The sequence below is a fragment of the Brachybacterium sp. JB7 genome (assembly GCF_003335205.1).
Classification (GTDB): Bacteria; Actinomycetota; Actinomycetes; order Actinomycetales; family Dermabacteraceae; genus Brachybacterium; species Brachybacterium alimentarium.
This window is the reverse complement of sequence record NZ_QPGN01000011.1, coordinates 40074-56075: the sequence shown is the minus strand read 5'-3', so window position 1 is coordinate 56075 and position 16002 is coordinate 40074. Positions and strand designations below refer to the sequence as shown.

11 protein-coding genes are annotated in these 16002 nt (G+C 69.3%); 8 read left to right on the top strand and 3 right to left on the bottom strand.

The genetic code is table 11. The annotated features are described in order from the left end of the window. Window positions 1-386: 386 nt before the first annotated feature. Entirely contained in the window at window positions 387-1556 is a 1170-nt protein-coding gene (locus CIK81_RS12945; RefSeq protein ID WP_096163693.1) for an ROK family transcriptional regulator, read from the bottom strand. Between the two features lie 237 nt (window positions 1557-1793). Here CIK81_RS12945 and xylA point away from each other — a divergent pair, with 237 nt between their 5' ends. From xylA to CIK81_RS12920, 4 genes are all read left to right on the top strand, one after another. Further along, window positions 1794-2987, top strand: a complete 1194-nt coding sequence (gene xylA / locus CIK81_RS12940) for a xylose isomerase (RefSeq protein ID WP_096163692.1) — start codon at window positions 1794-1796, stop codon at window positions 2985-2987. 371 nt (window positions 2988-3358) lie between these two features. Next, the gene (gene xylB / locus CIK81_RS12935) at window positions 3359-4756 is read left to right on the top strand and encodes a xylulokinase (protein WP_114355790.1); all 1398 of its coding nucleotides are present in this window, start codon (window positions 3359-3361) and stop codon (window positions 4754-4756) included. Window positions 4757-5247: 491 nt separating this feature from the next. After that, window positions 5248-7635, top strand: coding sequence for a beta-glucosidase (locus tag CIK81_RS12925; protein ID WP_114355788.1), 2388 nt, complete (start codon window positions 5248-5250; stop codon window positions 7633-7635). Window positions 7636-7751: 116 nt separating this feature from the next. Beyond that, complete coding sequence (locus CIK81_RS12920; protein WP_343874437.1) at window positions 7752-8888, top strand: endo-1,4-beta-xylanase; 1137 nt, start codon at window positions 7752-7754, stop codon at window positions 8886-8888. On the opposite strand, the gene CIK81_RS12915 is transcribed toward CIK81_RS12920, so the two are convergent. Further along, the gene (locus tag CIK81_RS12915; RefSeq protein ID WP_114355786.1) at window positions 8848-9549 is read right to left on the bottom strand and encodes a DUF624 domain-containing protein; all 702 of its coding nucleotides are present in this window, start codon (window positions 9547-9549) and stop codon (window positions 8848-8850) included. The two genes, CIK81_RS12920 and CIK81_RS12915, sit on opposite strands and share 41 nt — an antisense overlap. Before the next feature lie 528 nt (window positions 9550-10077). On the opposite strand from CIK81_RS12915, the gene CIK81_RS12910 reads away from it, so the two are divergent. From CIK81_RS12910 to CIK81_RS12895, 4 genes are all read left to right on the top strand, one after another. Then, window positions 10078-11751, top strand: a complete 1674-nt coding sequence (locus CIK81_RS12910) for an extracellular solute-binding protein (RefSeq protein WP_096163687.1) — start codon at window positions 10078-10080, stop codon at window positions 11749-11751. 34 nt (window positions 11752-11785) lie between these two features. Next, window positions 11786-12760 (top strand): sugar ABC transporter permease, encoded by a 975-nt coding sequence (locus CIK81_RS12905; RefSeq protein ID WP_096163686.1) that lies wholly within the window; start codon window positions 11786-11788, stop codon window positions 12758-12760. 8 nt (window positions 12761-12768) lie between these two features. Next, on the top strand, window positions 12769-13695 hold the full coding sequence (locus CIK81_RS12900) for a carbohydrate ABC transporter permease (protein WP_114355785.1): 927 nt from the start codon (window positions 12769-12771) through the stop codon (window positions 13693-13695). 256 nt (window positions 13696-13951) lie between these two features. Further along, a complete protein-coding gene (locus tag CIK81_RS12895; RefSeq protein ID WP_114355799.1) occupies window positions 13952-15001 on the top strand; it encodes a LacI family DNA-binding transcriptional regulator in 1050 nt (349 codons plus the stop codon). Here the strand turns inward: CIK81_RS12895 and CIK81_RS12890 are convergent. Further along, a complete protein-coding gene (locus tag CIK81_RS12890; protein ID WP_114355784.1) occupies window positions 14937-15992 on the bottom strand; it encodes an acetylxylan esterase in 1056 nt (351 codons plus the stop codon). The genes CIK81_RS12895 and CIK81_RS12890 overlap by 65 nt on opposite strands. Between the last annotated feature and the right edge of the window lie 10 nt (window positions 15993-16002).

The following is a 16002-nucleotide window of genomic DNA, read 5'->3' as shown; positions in this document are numbered from 1 at the left end:
GTGATGCGGTGATGCGGTGATGCGGTGATGCGGTCGGGCGGTGATGCGGTGATGGGGTCGGGCGGTGTTGCGGTCGTGCGGTCGTTCGGCCCTGCGGTCGGGGGATTGGGGATCGGGGGTCGTGGATCGGCCGACGGGCGTGGGCCGGGAGGGTGCACCGTCGCTCGCCGATCACGTACCGGGGTGCTCGTCCTCGCATGCTGTGCCCGGCGACGGTCCTGACAGTTCTGACGGTGCAGACGATGCTGCGGAGCGGTCGGTCGGACCCGGAGAAGCGGACGGTCGGGCCCGGACGCCCAGGAGAGAGGGGCCGCAGACGTGCCGGGCGGAACCAGGGGCGGAACCTGCCTTTAGTGTCTTCAACTTACGAAGTGGGAGCGGGCGGGTCAAGCACGGACCGACCGCGCGATCCAGTCGCCGGGGTGGTCCAGGAGCGGTGAGATCGCCGCGCGCGCCGCGCCCCACAGGGCCGGAGCCGCGAGGTCGTCCGAGCGCTCGATGACGATCTCGTCGACCTCGGCGGCCAGGGCGTGGCGGTCCACCGTCTCGCGGATGAAGGGCGCGATCTCTTCGGCGATCGGCCCCAGGTATCCCGAGAGCACCACGGTGGACAGGTCCAGGATGTTCAGCGCGTTGGCGATCGCCAGGCCCAGCGAGCGGCCGATCGTGCCGATCACCTCCGCCCGATCGCTGCTGCGGGAGAGCTCCTCGACCAGCTCGTCGATGAGCACGTCCCGCCGCAGGCCGGCCCGCTCCCGCAGCGCGTGGTACGACACGTAGGCCTCGAGGCAGCCGCGTCGGCCGCAGCGACAGAGCGCGCCGTCCGGCTCGACCACGGTGTGCCCGAACTCGCCGGCCCAGCCGTGAACCCCCTCGAGCACCTTGCCCTCGAGCACGATCGCCCCACCGACGCCGGTGCTGCCCCGCACGTACATGAACGATTCGTCCGGCCGACGGGCGATCTCCGTGAGCACCGACAGCCGGATGTCGTTCTGCACCAGGACCGGGACGGCGGCCAGAGCGGGGATCCTCTGGAGCTCACGCATGAGGGGGACGTCGGCCCAGTCGAGGTTGGGGGCCGACAGCACGCTCTCGCCGTCGGGCGAGATGCGCCCGGGGACGGCGACGCAGACCCCCACCAGCGTCGCGGGCCCCGCCTCGGCGCGGACCTGATCCAGCAGTCGGGCGCACGCCTGGACCGCCTCGGGGACGTTGTCCGCCGTGACCTCGAGGTACTCGGTGCGGGTGCTGAGCATGCCACCGGCCAAGTCGATGCCGAGGCACGAGATGTGCTCGGCGGCGATCTCGAGGCCGATGCCGAGCACTGTGTGCTGAGCAGGATGCAGGGGCACCATCGGTCGGCCGCTGCCCTGGGAGACCGGGGCGTGCTCCTCCACCAGCCCGGCGGTGATCAGCTCCTCGACGAGCTTGGAGACGGTGGGCTTGGTGAGCTGGGTGGAGCGGGCGAGCGTGGCCCGTGAGACCGGGACGGTCGCGTTCACGACGGCGCGCATGACGAGCGAGAGGTTGTGCTCGCGCAGGTGCGTCGATTGCATGGGACTGACCCTTCCGTCGTGCGATTTCGTGGTGCCGTCTTGTGGTCGGGCGACCATTCGTCGTATGTTAGTAACTCAAACATACTAAGCGGCCCGGCGATGCCCGTCCTGGGAACTGGTCCTGGGAACTGCTGGATCGGTTCCAGGAGCGTCGTCTGGATCGGTTCAGAGCATCGTAGTGCGACGCTTCGGGCCGCGAGGGACCAGAGACTGCTGTTCGTACAGAGGAGTTCGACCATGACTGCACCCACCCCCACCCGTGACGACAAGTTCTCCTTCGGCCTGTGGACCACCGGCTGGGAGGCGCGCGACCAGTTCGGTCTCGCCACCCGCCCGCCGCTCGAGCTGAGCGCCCACATCCGCAAGCTCTCCGAGCTCGGCGCCTGGGGCTTCACGTTCCACGACAACGACGTGGTGCCCTTCGATGCGACCCCGGCCGAGCGTCAGAAGATCATCGACCAGCTCAAGTCCGTCACCGACGAGACCGGCCTCGTGATCGAGATGGTCACCACCGACACCTTCGCCCACCCGGTCTTCAAGGACGGCGCGTTCACCTCCAACGACCGCGACGTGCGCCGCTTCGGCCTGCGCAAGGTGCTCGCGAACGTGGATCTCGCCGCCGAGCTCGGCGCGACCACCTTCGTCATGTGGGGCGGCCGCGAGGGCTCGGAGTACGACGGCTCCAAGGACCTCTTCGCCGCGCTCGAGCGCTACCGCGAGGGTCTGGACACGGTGGCCGGCTACATCAAGGACAAGGGCTACGACATGCGCATCGGCCTCGAGCCGAAGCCCAACGAGCCGCGCGGCAACATCTTCCTGCCCACGGTCGGCCATGCCCTGGCCTTCATCGAGCAGCTCGAGCACGGCGACATCGTGGGCATCAACCCCGAGACCGGCCACGAGCAGATGGCGACCCTGAACTACACGCACGGCCTCGCCCAGGCGCTGTGGTCCGAGAAGCTGTTCCACATCGACCTCAACGGCCAGCACGGCCCGATGTACGACCAGGACCTCGTGTTCGGTCACGGCGACCTCATCAGCGCGTTCTTCACCGTGGACCTGCTCGAGAACGGCTTCCCGTCCAAGCCCGGCGCTTACGAGGGTGCCCGTCACTTCGACTTCAAGCCCTCGCGCACCGAGCACGAGCAGGGCCAGTACGAGTCCGCCGCGGCCAACATGGAGATGTACCTGATGCTCAAGGAGCGCGCCCTCGCGTTCCGCCAGGACTCCGAGGTCCAGGAGGCGCTGTCCTACTCCGGCATCGACGAGCTCGCCCAGCCGACCCTCGCCGAGGGCGAGTCCCTCGCTGACCTGCTCGCGGATCGCTCCACCTTCGAGGAGTTCGACGCGGACAAGGCCGGCGAGCGCAACTTCGGCTTCGTGCGCCTGCAGCAGCTGGCCATGCAGCACCTGCTCGGCTTCCGCGCCTGATCCGACGCTGACCAGCCCGGCGCTGACCCGCCCGGCGCCGGGTCGGGCGGTGTCGGGCCGGGCGGTGTCGGACCGGGCCAGGGTCGTCGGGCTCGCCAGGATTGTCGAGCTCGCCAGCGTCGTCGGCCTCGTCGAGCTCGCCAGGCCTCGTCGGCCTCGTCGGGTTTGCCAACAAATGTGAGCTGGGGACCCATGTGAAGCATCCACATAGGTCCCCAGCTCACAATTGCGTGGCCTGGCCTGGCCTGGCCTGGCCTGGCCCGGCCATGCCGTGCTCGACCACTTCCAGCTCGGTGCCGACGCCGATACTGCCCCGTACTCTGGGGACTTGCGGCAACCTCCGCGCCCCGTTCCTCGGAAAGGACCTCCTGATGGCCCCCACGGTTCTCGGAATCGACTCGTCCACCCAGGCCACGAAGGCTCTCCTCGTCGACGCCGAGACCGGTGCCGTGCTCGAGGAGCGTCGAGCGGCGAATCCCGAGGGCACCGAGGTGGACCCTCGTGCCTGGCTCGACGCGGTCGACGAGGCCGCCGGCCCCCTGCTCGAGCGGGCCGAGGCGATCTCCGTGGGCGGTCAGCAGCACGGCATGGTGCTGCTGGACGAGCAGGGCGAGGTGGTGCGCGATGCGCTGCTGTGGAACGACACCCGCTCAGCCCCGCAGGCCGAGGCGCTCATCGAGGAGATGGGCGGCGCCGAGGCGTCCGTCGAGGAGATCGGCAGTCTGATGGTCGCCTCCTTCACCGCGTCCAAGCTGCGCTGGGTGCGCGACGAGGAGCCGGACAGCGCGCGCCGCGCGGCGAGCGTGCTGCTGCCCCACGACTACGTCTCCCGCCACCTGGCCGGCGGGGGAGAGGCGTTCACGGATCGCGGGGACGCCTCGGGCACCGCCTACTACTCCACCCGCACCGAGGAGTGGAAGCCCGAGCTGGTCGAGCTGGCGCTGGGCAAGGGCCTCGAGCTGCCCCGTCTGCCCGGATCGCCGCAGGAGATCATGGCCCGCACCTCCTCCGGCGCCGCGATCGCCGCCGGCACCGGGGACAACATGGGTGCGGCCCTCGGCCTGTCCCAGGGCGAAGGCGACGTGTCCGTCTCGATCGGCACGTCCGGGGTGTGTGCGATGGTCAGCCCCACCCGACCGAACGACGCCTCCGGCGCGGTCACCGGCTTCGCCGACGCCACCGGCCGCTTCCTGCCCATGGCCACCACGATCAACGCCGCCCGGATCCTCGAGGCCGGTCGCGCCCTGCTGGGCGTCTCCCATGAGGAGATGGCCCAGCTGGCCCTGGCCAGCGTGCCCGGCGCGCACGGCGTCACCCTGTTGCCCTACTTCGACGGGGAGCGCACCCCGAACCGCCCTGATGCCCGCGCCACCCTCACGGGGATGAGCACCGCGACCACCCGGGAGGACATCGCTCGGGCCTATGTCGAGGGCCTGCTGTGCTCCCTGGCCGACGGCATCACGGCGCTCGAGGACCGCACGGGCACGTCGGCCGCCACCATCACGCTGATCGGCGGCGCCGCGCGCAGCGAGGCCGTGCAGCAGCTGGCACCCGCCATCTTCGGGCGCGCGGTGACCATCGCCCCGGCCGCCGAGTACGTCGCGCTCGGAGCTGCTCGCCAGGCGGCCTGGGCCCTCTCGGGCGATCAGGAGCCGCCGGCCTGGACGCTCACCGACAGCCGGACCGTCGAGGCCGAGGCCACCCCCGAGGTGCTCGGTGCCTATCGCGAGCTCAAGGACCGCACTGCGGAGTGGGCCTCGAAGGGCTGACCCTGACTCCGCAGCACCGCAGCACCGCAGCACCGCAGCACCGCAGCACCGCAGCACGGCAGCACGGCAGCACGGCAGAAGGGCAGCACGGCAGCAGGGCAGCACGGCAGCGCCGCAGCAGGGCGCTGCCCCGTGATGCCCTGCGATGCCGCGCGTCATCTCCCGATGCCCCGTGACGTCCGTGGTGCCGCACGTTCGCCGCACGACGTCCGTGGTGCCGCACGATCGCCGCACGACGCCCGTGGTGCCCCATGATCGCCCCACGACTCCCCGATGCAGCCCCCTCAGACGGAGCGCCTCCCCAGAAAGTTTCAGGGGAGGCGCTCCGTCTTGCGTCCAGGCGTCGCTGGTGACCCGGCATTGACCACGGCCCGTCGACTGCTCTAGCCTGACCACGACCGAAAGTCGACAGAAAGCTTTCAAAAAGTGCCTGAAACAGTCGGGGTGTGCGGCGCCGCCGCCACCTCGAGGGCCGTGCGAAGGAGCACCTCATGACCGTTGCCCCGTGGAGAGACCCCTCTGTGAGCGTCGAGCAGCGCGTGGAGTCGCTGTTGGCGGATCTCAGCCCTGAGGAGAAGATCGCCCAGCTCGGCAGCTACTGGAAGCGGCCCGAGATCGGGGACGCCGAGGGCTTCGCGCCCATGCAGTCCACCTTCGACGAGGGGCGCGATCCCTTCGAGGAGGCGGTCCGCAACGGCCTGGGGCACATCACCCGCGCCTACGGCAGCGCGCCGCTGACCTCCGAGGAGGGGGTGGAGAATCTGCGTCGCCTGCAGAGTGCCGTCGTCGCCGGCTCCCCGCACGGCATCCCGGCCATTGCGCACGAGGAGTGCCTGACGGGGATCATGGCTCACGAGGCCACCACCTACCCGGCCGCGATCGCCTGGGGGGCGTCTTTCGCTCCCGAGCTGATCGGCGAGATGGCCGGCCGGATCGGGGCGGACATGCGCGCGCTGGGCACCCACGTCGGCCTCTCGCCCGTGCTCGACATCGTGCGCGACTACCGGTGGGGGCGCATCGAGGAGACCATGGGCGAGGATCCGTACCTCACGGGCATCCTGGCCACCGAGTACGTGAAGGGCCTGCAGGGGGCCGGGGTCATCGCGACCCTCAAGCACTTCGCCGGCCACGCCGCCTCGCGGGCGGGCCGCAACCACGCCCCCGTCTCCATCGGCCTCCGCGAGCTGCACGAGATCGACCTGGTCCCCTTCGAGATGGCCGTGCGGCACGGGAAGGTCGACGCGGTGATGAACTCCTACGCCGACATCGACGGCATCGCCCCGGCGGCCAGCCGCTGGCTGATGACCGAGCTCCTGCGCGACACCTGGGGCTTCGAGGGGACCGTGGTCTCCGACTACTGGGCCGTGAACTTCCTGCAGTCCATGCATCGCGTCGTGGAGACCACTCGCGACGCCGCCGTGACGACGCTGCGCGCGGGCATGGACGTCGAGCTGCCCGAGACCAACACCTTCCCCGAGCTGCTGGACGCCATCGACGCCGGTGAGCTCGAGGTCGAGGTGCTCGACACCGCGGTGCGGCGCGTGCTGCGCCAGAAGGTCGAGCTGGGCCTGCTGGATCCCGAGTTCGATGCCGCCACCACCGGCGACGCGATCGATCTGGACCCGGTGGAGAACCGTGAGCTCGCCCGGCGCCTGGCCGAGGAGTCGATCGTGCTGCTGCGCAACGAGGCCGAGGTCCTCCCGTTGGCCGCTCCCGGCCGCATCGCCCTCGTCGGCCCCAGCGCCGTCGAGCCGCGCAGCTTCCTGGGCTGCTACAGCTTCACCAACCACGTGCTCTCCCGCCTGGAGGACAACGGCACGTCGGTCGCCGTGCCCTCGCTCCGCGAGAGCCTGACCGCCGAGTTCACGGACTCGATGGTCACGACCGTCGCGGGGACCGATTTCACCGGCACCTCGACCGACGGCATCGCTGAGGCCGTCACCGCCGCAGAGGCGGCGGACGTCGCCGTGCTCGCCGTCGGCGACATCGCCGGCCTGTTCGGGGCGGGCACCTCCGGGGAGGGCTGCGATGTGGCCGACCTGCAGCTGCCCGGCGCTCAGCACGAGCTCGTCGAGGCGGTGCTCGCCACCGGCACCCCGGTGGTGCTGGTGCTGGTCACCGGACGCCCCTACGCGCTCGGCGCGTACGTCGACCGCTGCGCCGCCATCGTGCAGGCGTTCATGCCCGGCGAGGAGGGCGGCAGCGCGATCGCCGGAGTGCTCTCGGGCCGCGTGAACCCCTCCGGGCGCCTGCCGATCGGCATCCCCGGCGGCATGGGCGGCCAGCCCGGCACCTACCTCGCTCCCGTGCTCGCCTGGGTCAGCGACGGGATCTCGAACATCGACCCCAAGCCGCTGTTCCCCTTCGGATTCGGGATCGGCTACACCCGCTTCGAGTACTCCGACCTGCAGTTCTCGGCCGACGAGATCCCTGCCGACGGCACCGTCGAGATCGCGGCGACCGTCACCAACGTCGGCGATCGCGACGGCAAGGAGGTCGCCCAGCTCTATCTCAGCGACCCCGTCGCCTCCGTGGTGCGCCCGCTCAAGCGGCTGGTCGGCTTCACGAAGATCGTGCTGGAGGCGGGGGAGAGCAAGCGAGTGACCTTCCGCCTGCACGCCGACCGCACCTCCTTCCTGGGCGAGGACCATCAGCGGATCGTCGAGCCGGGCGAGTTCCGCGTGCGTGTGGGCTCCTCGAGCGAGGACATGCGGCTCGAGGGCTCGTTCCGGGTCTCCGGTGCGGTGCGCGTGGTCGGCGATGGCGACAGGGTGCTCGACACCCCCATCGAGGTGGCGCCGGTGCTGGATGGTCCGGTGCCGGAAGCGGTCGGCGCCGCAGCGGGCGACGTCACGGCGAGCGTCCCCGAGGGGAACTGATGGCGGCGGCATCCTCGGCGGCACGGAGGGCTTCGGCCCCTGCAGGCCGGCTCGAACCCCTCGAGCTGCACGTCGTGGACGCCGCCGGGGCCCCGCGCCCGGGTGCACTCGTCACGGTGGAGCAGACGCGGCACGCCTTCGGCTTCGGCTGCACGGCCTTCACGCTGGCGCAGTCCGGCGACCCCGAGGCCGCCGAACTCGAGAGGCTGTGGCTGGGCCTCTTCGACACGGCCACCCTGCCCTTCTATTGGCGCTGGTACGAGCAGACCCCCGGGACGACCGACGCGGACCGGCTGCGAGCCCTCGCGCTGCACCTCCGCGACCGAGGCGTGAGGATCAAGGGGCACCCGCTCCTGTGGCACACCCTGGCCCCGACCTGGTTGCTGGAGAAGGACGACCAGGGCGTTGAGGAGGCGATCCGGGCGCGCATCACCCGTGAGGCGAGAGAGTTCGCCGGACTCGTCGATCAGTGGGACGCGCTCAACGAGACGGTCATCCTGCCGGTCTTCGCAGCCGAGGAGAACGCGGTGACGCGCCTGGCGCAGGCCCGCGGCCGGATGCACGTCATCCGCCTCGCCGTCGAGACAGCGCGCGCGGCGGACCCGACGGCGCAACTCGTGCTCAACGACTTCGACCTCACCCCGGCGTACGAGCACGTCCTGGAGGAATGCCTCGAGGCGGGTGTGCGGATCGATGCGATCGGTCTGCAGACCCACATGCACCAGGGGTACCGGGGTGAGGAGCAGATCGCCGAGGTGCTCGAGCGCTTCTCCCGCTTCGGGCTCCCGCTGCAGATGACCGAGACGACGCTCGTCTCCGGCGATCTCATGCCCTCGCACATCGACGACCTCAACGACTACGTCGTCGCCTCCTGGCCCTCGACGCCGGACGGCGAGGAGCGCCAGGCGGACGAACTGGTGCGCCACTACCGCACCGTGCTCGCCCACCCCGCCGTGGAATCGCTGACCTACTGGGGGCTGGACGACGCCTCCGCCTGGCTCGGCGCCCCGGCGGGTCTGGTGCGACGTGACGGCACCCCGAAGCCGAGCTATCACGCCCTGCAGGAGCTCGTGCGCGAGCAGTGGTGGGTCCCTCGCGATGAGCACCGGGCCGACGAGCACGGCGTGGTGCGCCTGGAGGGCTTCGCCGGTGACTACAGGGTGCAGCTCGACGGGCAGAGCCAGGAGATCACCGTGCCGCGCGGCGGGCTCGTCAGCCGGCTGGTGCCGTCGTCGGCTCCTCGTCGGGACTGACGAAGCGCTCTCGGAGGAGCCGGGCGACCGGCTTCTCCGAGTGCCACAGCGCCGCCGTGAGCAGAGAGCCGGTCAGCAGCAGGGCGAAGCCGCCGACGACCTGCACGAGTCCGAGCGTGAGCACCCCGAGCGAGACCAGGGCGAGCGTCGAGAGCGGCTTGGCGAACAGGGTGAACACCGAGAGTCGCAGCGTGTCTACGAGGCGGAAGCTGAAGTTCGACACGATCGTCAGCGCGCGCACCAGGAGCAGCAGCACCAGCGCGCCGAGGATCAGGAACGCGACGTTGAAGCCCGCGGTGCCGAGCTGGGCGCCGAAGGTGACGTTCGCCGTGAGGATCCCGAGCACGATCACCGCCGGCATCCCGACCTTGAGGCTGTCCAGGAGGTTCACCCGGTAGCCGTGCAGGAAGCGGGACGCGGGGACCAGGTCGGGGTCCTCGGACCATCGACGCCAGGCATAGAGCGCGGCCGAGACCGCCGGGACCAGCGGCGCACCGGCCAGCACCAGGACCAGCACATTGCTCGGTCCCGCGGGCAGCAGGGTCCAGGCGAGGATGGTGGGGGAACACGCGAGCACCAGGAGCGCGTCGATCGTGACGATCCAGTAGATGCCCTCCGTGACACTGGTGAGGACGCTGCGATTCTGCGATGGGGACGTCATCGCCCTCCTTCGGGTGCTTGCCGGGAGCCGGAGAGCTCCGGTGGGCTGGGTGCTCACCAAATATCGCACCAAACCTAAAAGTTTCGCTTAATAATGGGCAGGTGATGCGGAAATGTGACCTGCCATCCTGCTGATCGAGGAGCGCACTTCGGCCGCTGTGTGCGCAATCGGGCTGGTGAGGAGCATTTCCGCGCGGCCGTGGACACGATTCTCAGGTGATGCTCAACCTCTTGACCCGCGCGATCGCGCCCGCTAGGTTGTGGATCACGTCGAAACTTAAGCGAAAGTATTGACTAGCTTTGCCGTCCCGCGATGACGCGTGGCGGTCAGGCCTGGGGAGCAGGGCGCGGTCGATCATCGCCGCCCGGCTTCCTGACGGTCCGATCCGGACTCCGCCCAGGACGGGCGCAGCATCGCTCCATCGGATTCAGCAGTGTCTGCAGTTCATGCACCACCCGCAGTTCATGCATCACCCGTTCAGCCGGCCGCTCTCCGCGGCACGGCCATGATCTCGACGAGGAGACGGCCATGACGACGTCACACCCCTTCCATCTCTCGCAGACCCGGCGCAGCTTCGTGGGTCTCTCCGCGGCGGCCTTCGGGGCCCTGGCCCTGTCCTCCTGCGGATCCGGTGCCGGAGAAGAGATCGACGCCGAGGCCCAGAGCGTCGGCGCGATGGAGGACTACGCCGCGGACACGCAGTTCACAGCCGCGGAGCCGTTCGAGGTCAGCATGCTGTGGACCGATTGGCCGGAGGTCCCCGTCGAGGACTCGTGGCGGATCTTCGACCTCATCAAGGAGCTCACGAACGTCGACATCACGCTCACGCACATCCCGTTCAGCGACGCCACCGAGAAGCGCAGCCTGCTCATCAGCGCCGGCGACGCCCCGACGCTGATCCCGCTGGTCTACACCGGTGAGGATTCCCCGTTCGTCTCCTCCGGGGCGGTGGTGCCGCTGAGCGACTATGCCGACAAGATGCCCAACTTCCAGAAGTACGTGGAGGAGTGGGAGCTCGGCGAGATGATCAACAATCTCAAGCAGGCCGACGGCAAGTACTACATGATGCCGGGCCTGCAGGAGGTCTCCGTCCCGGTGTTCAGCCTGGTCATCCGCAAGGACGTCTTCGAGGAGGTCACCGGCGCGGTGCCGAACACCTGGGAGGAGGTGCACGAGGGGCTCACGCTCATCAAGGAGAAGTACCCCGATTCCGTCCCGCTGGCGGACGGCTTCGAGGCCCAGTCGATGCTCAACTACGCCGCCCACGGCTTCGGCACCAAGGCCGGCTGGGGCTTCGGCGACGGTGCGGTCGAGGGCGCCGACGGCACGCTCGTCTACGCCGCCACCACCGACGAGTACAAGCAGCTGGTGGAGTTCTTCCGCGGTCTGGTCGAGGACGGTCTGCTGGACAAGGAGTCGCTCACGGACTCGAACGACGGCAGCGGCGCCGCGGGCGTCGACGAGAAGTTCGCCAAGGAGACGTGCTTCGCGGCGTCCGGCTCCTCCGGCACGGCGATCGAGTTCGCCACGGCGCTGGAGGAGACGGTGGGTGAGGGGAACTTCTCGGTGGCCCTCATCCCGCCGCCCGCCGGGCCGGCCGGCGACATGGTCGAGCCGCGCAATTTCTGGCACGGCTTCATGCTCAGCTCCGAGATCACGAAGTCCGAGAACTTCCTGGCCACACTGCAGTTCGTCGACTGGCTCTACTTCAACCCGGACGCGCGCGACATGCTGCGCTGGGGCGAGAAGGACGTGACCTACACGAAGTCGGACGACGGCACGATCGAGCTCGACGACGAATACTCGCTGGACGATTACGCGCTGAACGCCGACGGCGAGACCGACATCAAGACTGACCTCGGCTTCTCGACCTTCCCGGCCGAGTCCACCGAGTCCCGTGCGCTGAAGGAGTCCTACAGCACGCCCGAGTTCGTGCAGTACATCGACGACGTCCTGGCCACGCGCACTCCGCGCGATCCGTTCCCGCCCACGCCGATGGACGAGACCGAGCTCGAGCAGGCTTCGCTCCTGGCGACGCCGATCAAGGATGCCGTGGATACCGCCACCCTCCAGTTCATCATGGGCGAGCGGGACATGAGCGAGTGGGACGCCTTCGTCGCCGAGCTCGAGGCCGCCGGCGTGGACCGGTACCTCGAGCTGCTCAACACGGCGCGCGAGCGCTTCGTCGAGGCCAACGGCTGAGCCGGCCCGGTCAGCAGACGGAGCAGGTGGTCATATGACTCTGGCAGAGGCACGGGAGGTCGCGGCGCAGGAGCCTGCGCCGCGACCCTCGGTCCCGACCCGCAGGCCGGGAGGATGGAAGCGGGCGCTGCGGCGCGACTGGCCGCTCTACACCTTCGCGATCGCGCCCCTGATCTTCCTCGCGATCTTCCGGTACCTGCCGATGCTCGGCAACGTGATCGCCTTCCGGCGGTTCCGGCCGGGCGGGAACATCTTCGGCGACGAGTGGGTGGGGACGCTCTACGTGGACATGTTCATCCACGATCCCGCCTTCTGGAACGTCTTCACGAACACCGTGATCATCGGTGGCATGACCCTCGTGGTCTGCTTCCCGCTGCCGATCATCCTGGCGCTCATGCTCAACGAGGTGCGACGCACGCATTTCAAGAAGATCGTGCAGTCCATCAGCTATCTTCCGCACTTCCTCTCGGTCGTGATCGTGGTGGGCATGGTCTACCAGCTGCTGTCCCTGCAGGGCACGGTCAATCAGATCACCGAGGCCCTCGGCGGCGACGCGGTCTCCTTCCTCCAGAAGCCCGAGTGGTTCCGCTTCATCTACGTGGCCTCCGAGGCCTGGCAGACCGTCGGCTGGGGCACGATCCTGTACCTCGCCGCGCTCACCGCCGTGGATGACGGCCTCTACGAGGCGTCGCGCATCGACGGTGCCAACCGCTGGCAGCAGACCTGGCACGTCACCCTCCCGGGCATCCGGCCGACGATGGTCACCCTGCTGATCCTCAACATCGGCAACTTCCTCAACGTCGGGTTCGAGAAGGTCCTGCTGCTCTACAACCCCATGACCTATTCCACCGGCGATGTCATCTCGACATACCTGTACCGCGTCGGTCTGGTGTCGAACAATCTCAGCTATGCGGCGGCCATCGGCCTGTTCCAGGCGATCATCGGATTCGCCATGGTCATGTCCGCGAACTTCATCTCCAGACGATTGGTGGGGACGAGCCTGTGGTGATCGAAGCAATGGCCCCTGACGCGCCCCGCAAGGCGCCCGTCCAGGCCCGGACGTCCCGTATCAAGGACTCCACCTCGTACAAGGTCTTCACCGTCGTCAACACGACGGCCCTCCTGCTCATGTGCGCGATGATGCTGTATCCGTTCGTGATGCTGCTGGCGCAGTCGTTCAGCTCGGCGGGGGCGATCAATGCGGGCAAGGTGAGCATCGTCCCGGTCGACTTCAACCTGGACACCTACAAAGCGGTCGCGGACAACGGCGCCTTCTGGCGCAGCTACGGCAACACCGTGGTCTACACCGTGATCGGGACGACCATCGCGATGGTGCTGACCACGACGTACGCCTTCGTGCTCTCGAAGAAGCATCTCAGGGGCCGCGGGCTGCTCATCGGGATCGCCGTGTTCACGATGTTCTTCAACGGCGGCATCGTCCCGAACTACGTCCTCATCTCCTCGCTGGGGATGAAGAACACGATGTGGGCGGTGATCCTTCCGCCCGCGCTGTCCGTCTTCAACCTCCTGGTCATGAAGGCGTTCTTCGAGAATCTGCCCAGCGAGCTCGAGGAGGCCGCGCACATCGACGGCCTCACCTGGTTCGGGATCTTCTTCCGCATCGTGCTGCCGCTGTCCAAGGCGGTCATCGCCACGATGGTGCTGTTCTACTCGGTGCAGTACTGGAACGACTGGTTCGCCGCGTTCCTGTACCTGGACAGGACTGATCTGTTCCCGGTGACCCTGTTCCTGCGGAACCTGATCGCGGGGGCCTCCACGGCTGCCTCCGAGGGGGCGGCGGCCTCCGGGGCGAGCGTCAGCGACCTCAACGCCAACATCCAGTCGGTGACGATGATCCTGATCCTCATCCCGATCCTGTGCGTGTACCCGTTCGTGCAGCGGTACTTCGTCTCCGGCATCATGCTCGGCTCCGTGAAGGGCTGACGGCGGGCCGCGGCGCGCAGGGCGGGCCGGCGGTCGCGGAGCGGGCGATCGGCCGTGGGTCGACCGTCTGCTCCGGTGTGCGGGGCGGCGCGGATCAGCCGTCGTCGAGGCGCGGAAACCCTCCGAAAAGGAAGCCGAAACTTCTGTCAGTGTTTAGACTGGGGTGGTGTGCCCTGCGGTCGAGGGGCTGGGCGCGACTATCCTCCTGGGAGTCGGCGCTGACGCAGGTGCCGTGTCGAGAGGTGAGGGTGTGGACATGCCAGAGGACGTTGCGCGGCAGGGCCGGGTCACCCTGAAGGACGTCGCCGAGAAGGCGGGGGTCTCGCTGGCCACCGCATCGAAGGTGATGAACGGTCGCGCAGATGTGCGGGACTCGACGCGCCAGGAGGTCGCCGAGGTGGCCCGCGGGCTCGGGTACCAGCCCAAGCGGCGCGATACCGAGCGCCGCCGTTCGGTCATGATCCACTTTGACACCCTCACCAGCCCGTACGCGCTGCAGGTGCTCGAAGGCGCGGAACGCGCCGCTCGCCGGGCCGATGTGGACCTCCTGGTCATCAGCGTCGACGAGCGCGGCGAGGGCTACGCCGGGCCCACGCGGGCCCAGATGGCCGACATCGCCGGGCGCGGTATCGAGGGGCTGATCGCGGTCACCTCGCCGATCGGGAGCCAGCATGCGCGATGGAGCAAGGATCTCAAGCTGCCGCTCATCGCCGTGGACCCCGTGACCATCGGCCAGGACACCAAGGGCGTCGTCACGATCTCGGCGACCAACTGGGAGGGCGGCTCCCTGGCCGTCCAGCACCTCCTGGACCTCGGGCATCGGAGGATCGGCATCATCGGCGGCCCCGAGGACTCCGTCCCGGCCAGGCAGCGCGTCCAGGGCTATCACAGCGCCCTCGCCCAGGCGGGCCTCCCCGTGGACCCCGACCTCATCGAGCACGGCACCTTCGGGTACGAGGACGGTCAGCGCAGCGCGGAGAAGCTGCTGCGCCTGCCCGAGCCGCCCACGGCGATCTTCGCCGTCGCGGACACCCTCGGCGTCGGGGCGCTGCGAGCGGCCCGACAGCTCGGGGTGAGCGTCCCCGAGGAGCTCAGCGTGGTCAGCTTCGACGACACGATGATCGCCAGCTGGACCCACCCCCAGCTCACCGCCGTGCGCCAGCCCCTGTTCTCGATGGGACAGGTGGCCGTCGAGAGGCTGCTCGCCCTCTCGTCGGATCCGGGGCTCTTCGCCCATCCGTTCAAGCTCGAGACGCACCTCGTCCAGCGGGAGTCGACGGCGTCGGCGCCGACCCAGGGTTCCTGAGCCCTGCCACCGGCATCCGCTCGCGCAGCCACGCCAGCTGCACCATGTTCTGGGTGGCCGCGCCGCCCTCGTGGTTGTTGAACGGGTAGATCTCGATGTCCTTGCGCGGCGTCGCTCCGCTGAGGCCGGCCCAGTGGTTGAACGCGGCGAACACCGTCGAGGGCGGGCAGGTCATGTCGCGCAGGGCTGCCGAGAAGAGGGCATCGGCCCGGGCACGGCGCGCGAGGTGCACGGCGTCGACGTACCGCAGGGTGTTCTCCACCGCCGCCTCCCGCCCACGGTTCACGGCGAGATAGCGGACGATCTCCTGGTACGGATCGGCGTCGGTGAGGTCCATCGCGCGACGGATCTGGCACAGGAACGGCACGTTGGCCATCACCGCGTCGACGTCGGGCACCAGGCCACCAGCGGCGATCGCGAGACCGCCGCCCTGGCTGTTGCCGGTCACCGCGACCCGCCCGTCGGCCCCCGGAAGGGCGCGGGCGGCATCGACGGCGCGGGCGGCGTCGGTCATGAGGCGGGTGAGGTACGAGGTCTCGGGGGAGTCGATGCCGCGGGTCATCGAACCGGGCGCGGCCGGGCCGGAGCCGACGGGGTCCGGGGTGTCGCCGCGTGATCCCCAGCGTCCGCCTTGGCCACGGGTGTCCATCACGAGGTGGCCGTAGCCGGCCGTCGGCCACAGCAGATGCTCGATCGCCTCGGAGCGCCCGCCGCCGTAGCCGATGAACTCCACGACCACCGGGAGGTCGCCCTCGATGCCGGCTGGCCGCAGGTACCACGCACGGATCGGCGCCCCGTCGTGGCCGGCGAAGGTGACGTCCCAGGTGTCCACCAGGGACAGCCCGGTCTCCACCGGCAAGACCTCGACCAGCACCTCCGCGGTGCGCGCGCGATCCAGTGTGCCGGCCCAGAACTCGTCGAGATCCGCCGGCTCGTCGAGCGTGGGGAGGTACTCGCGCAGAGCGGCGAGCGGGAGGTCGAACAATGGCATCTGGACGCCT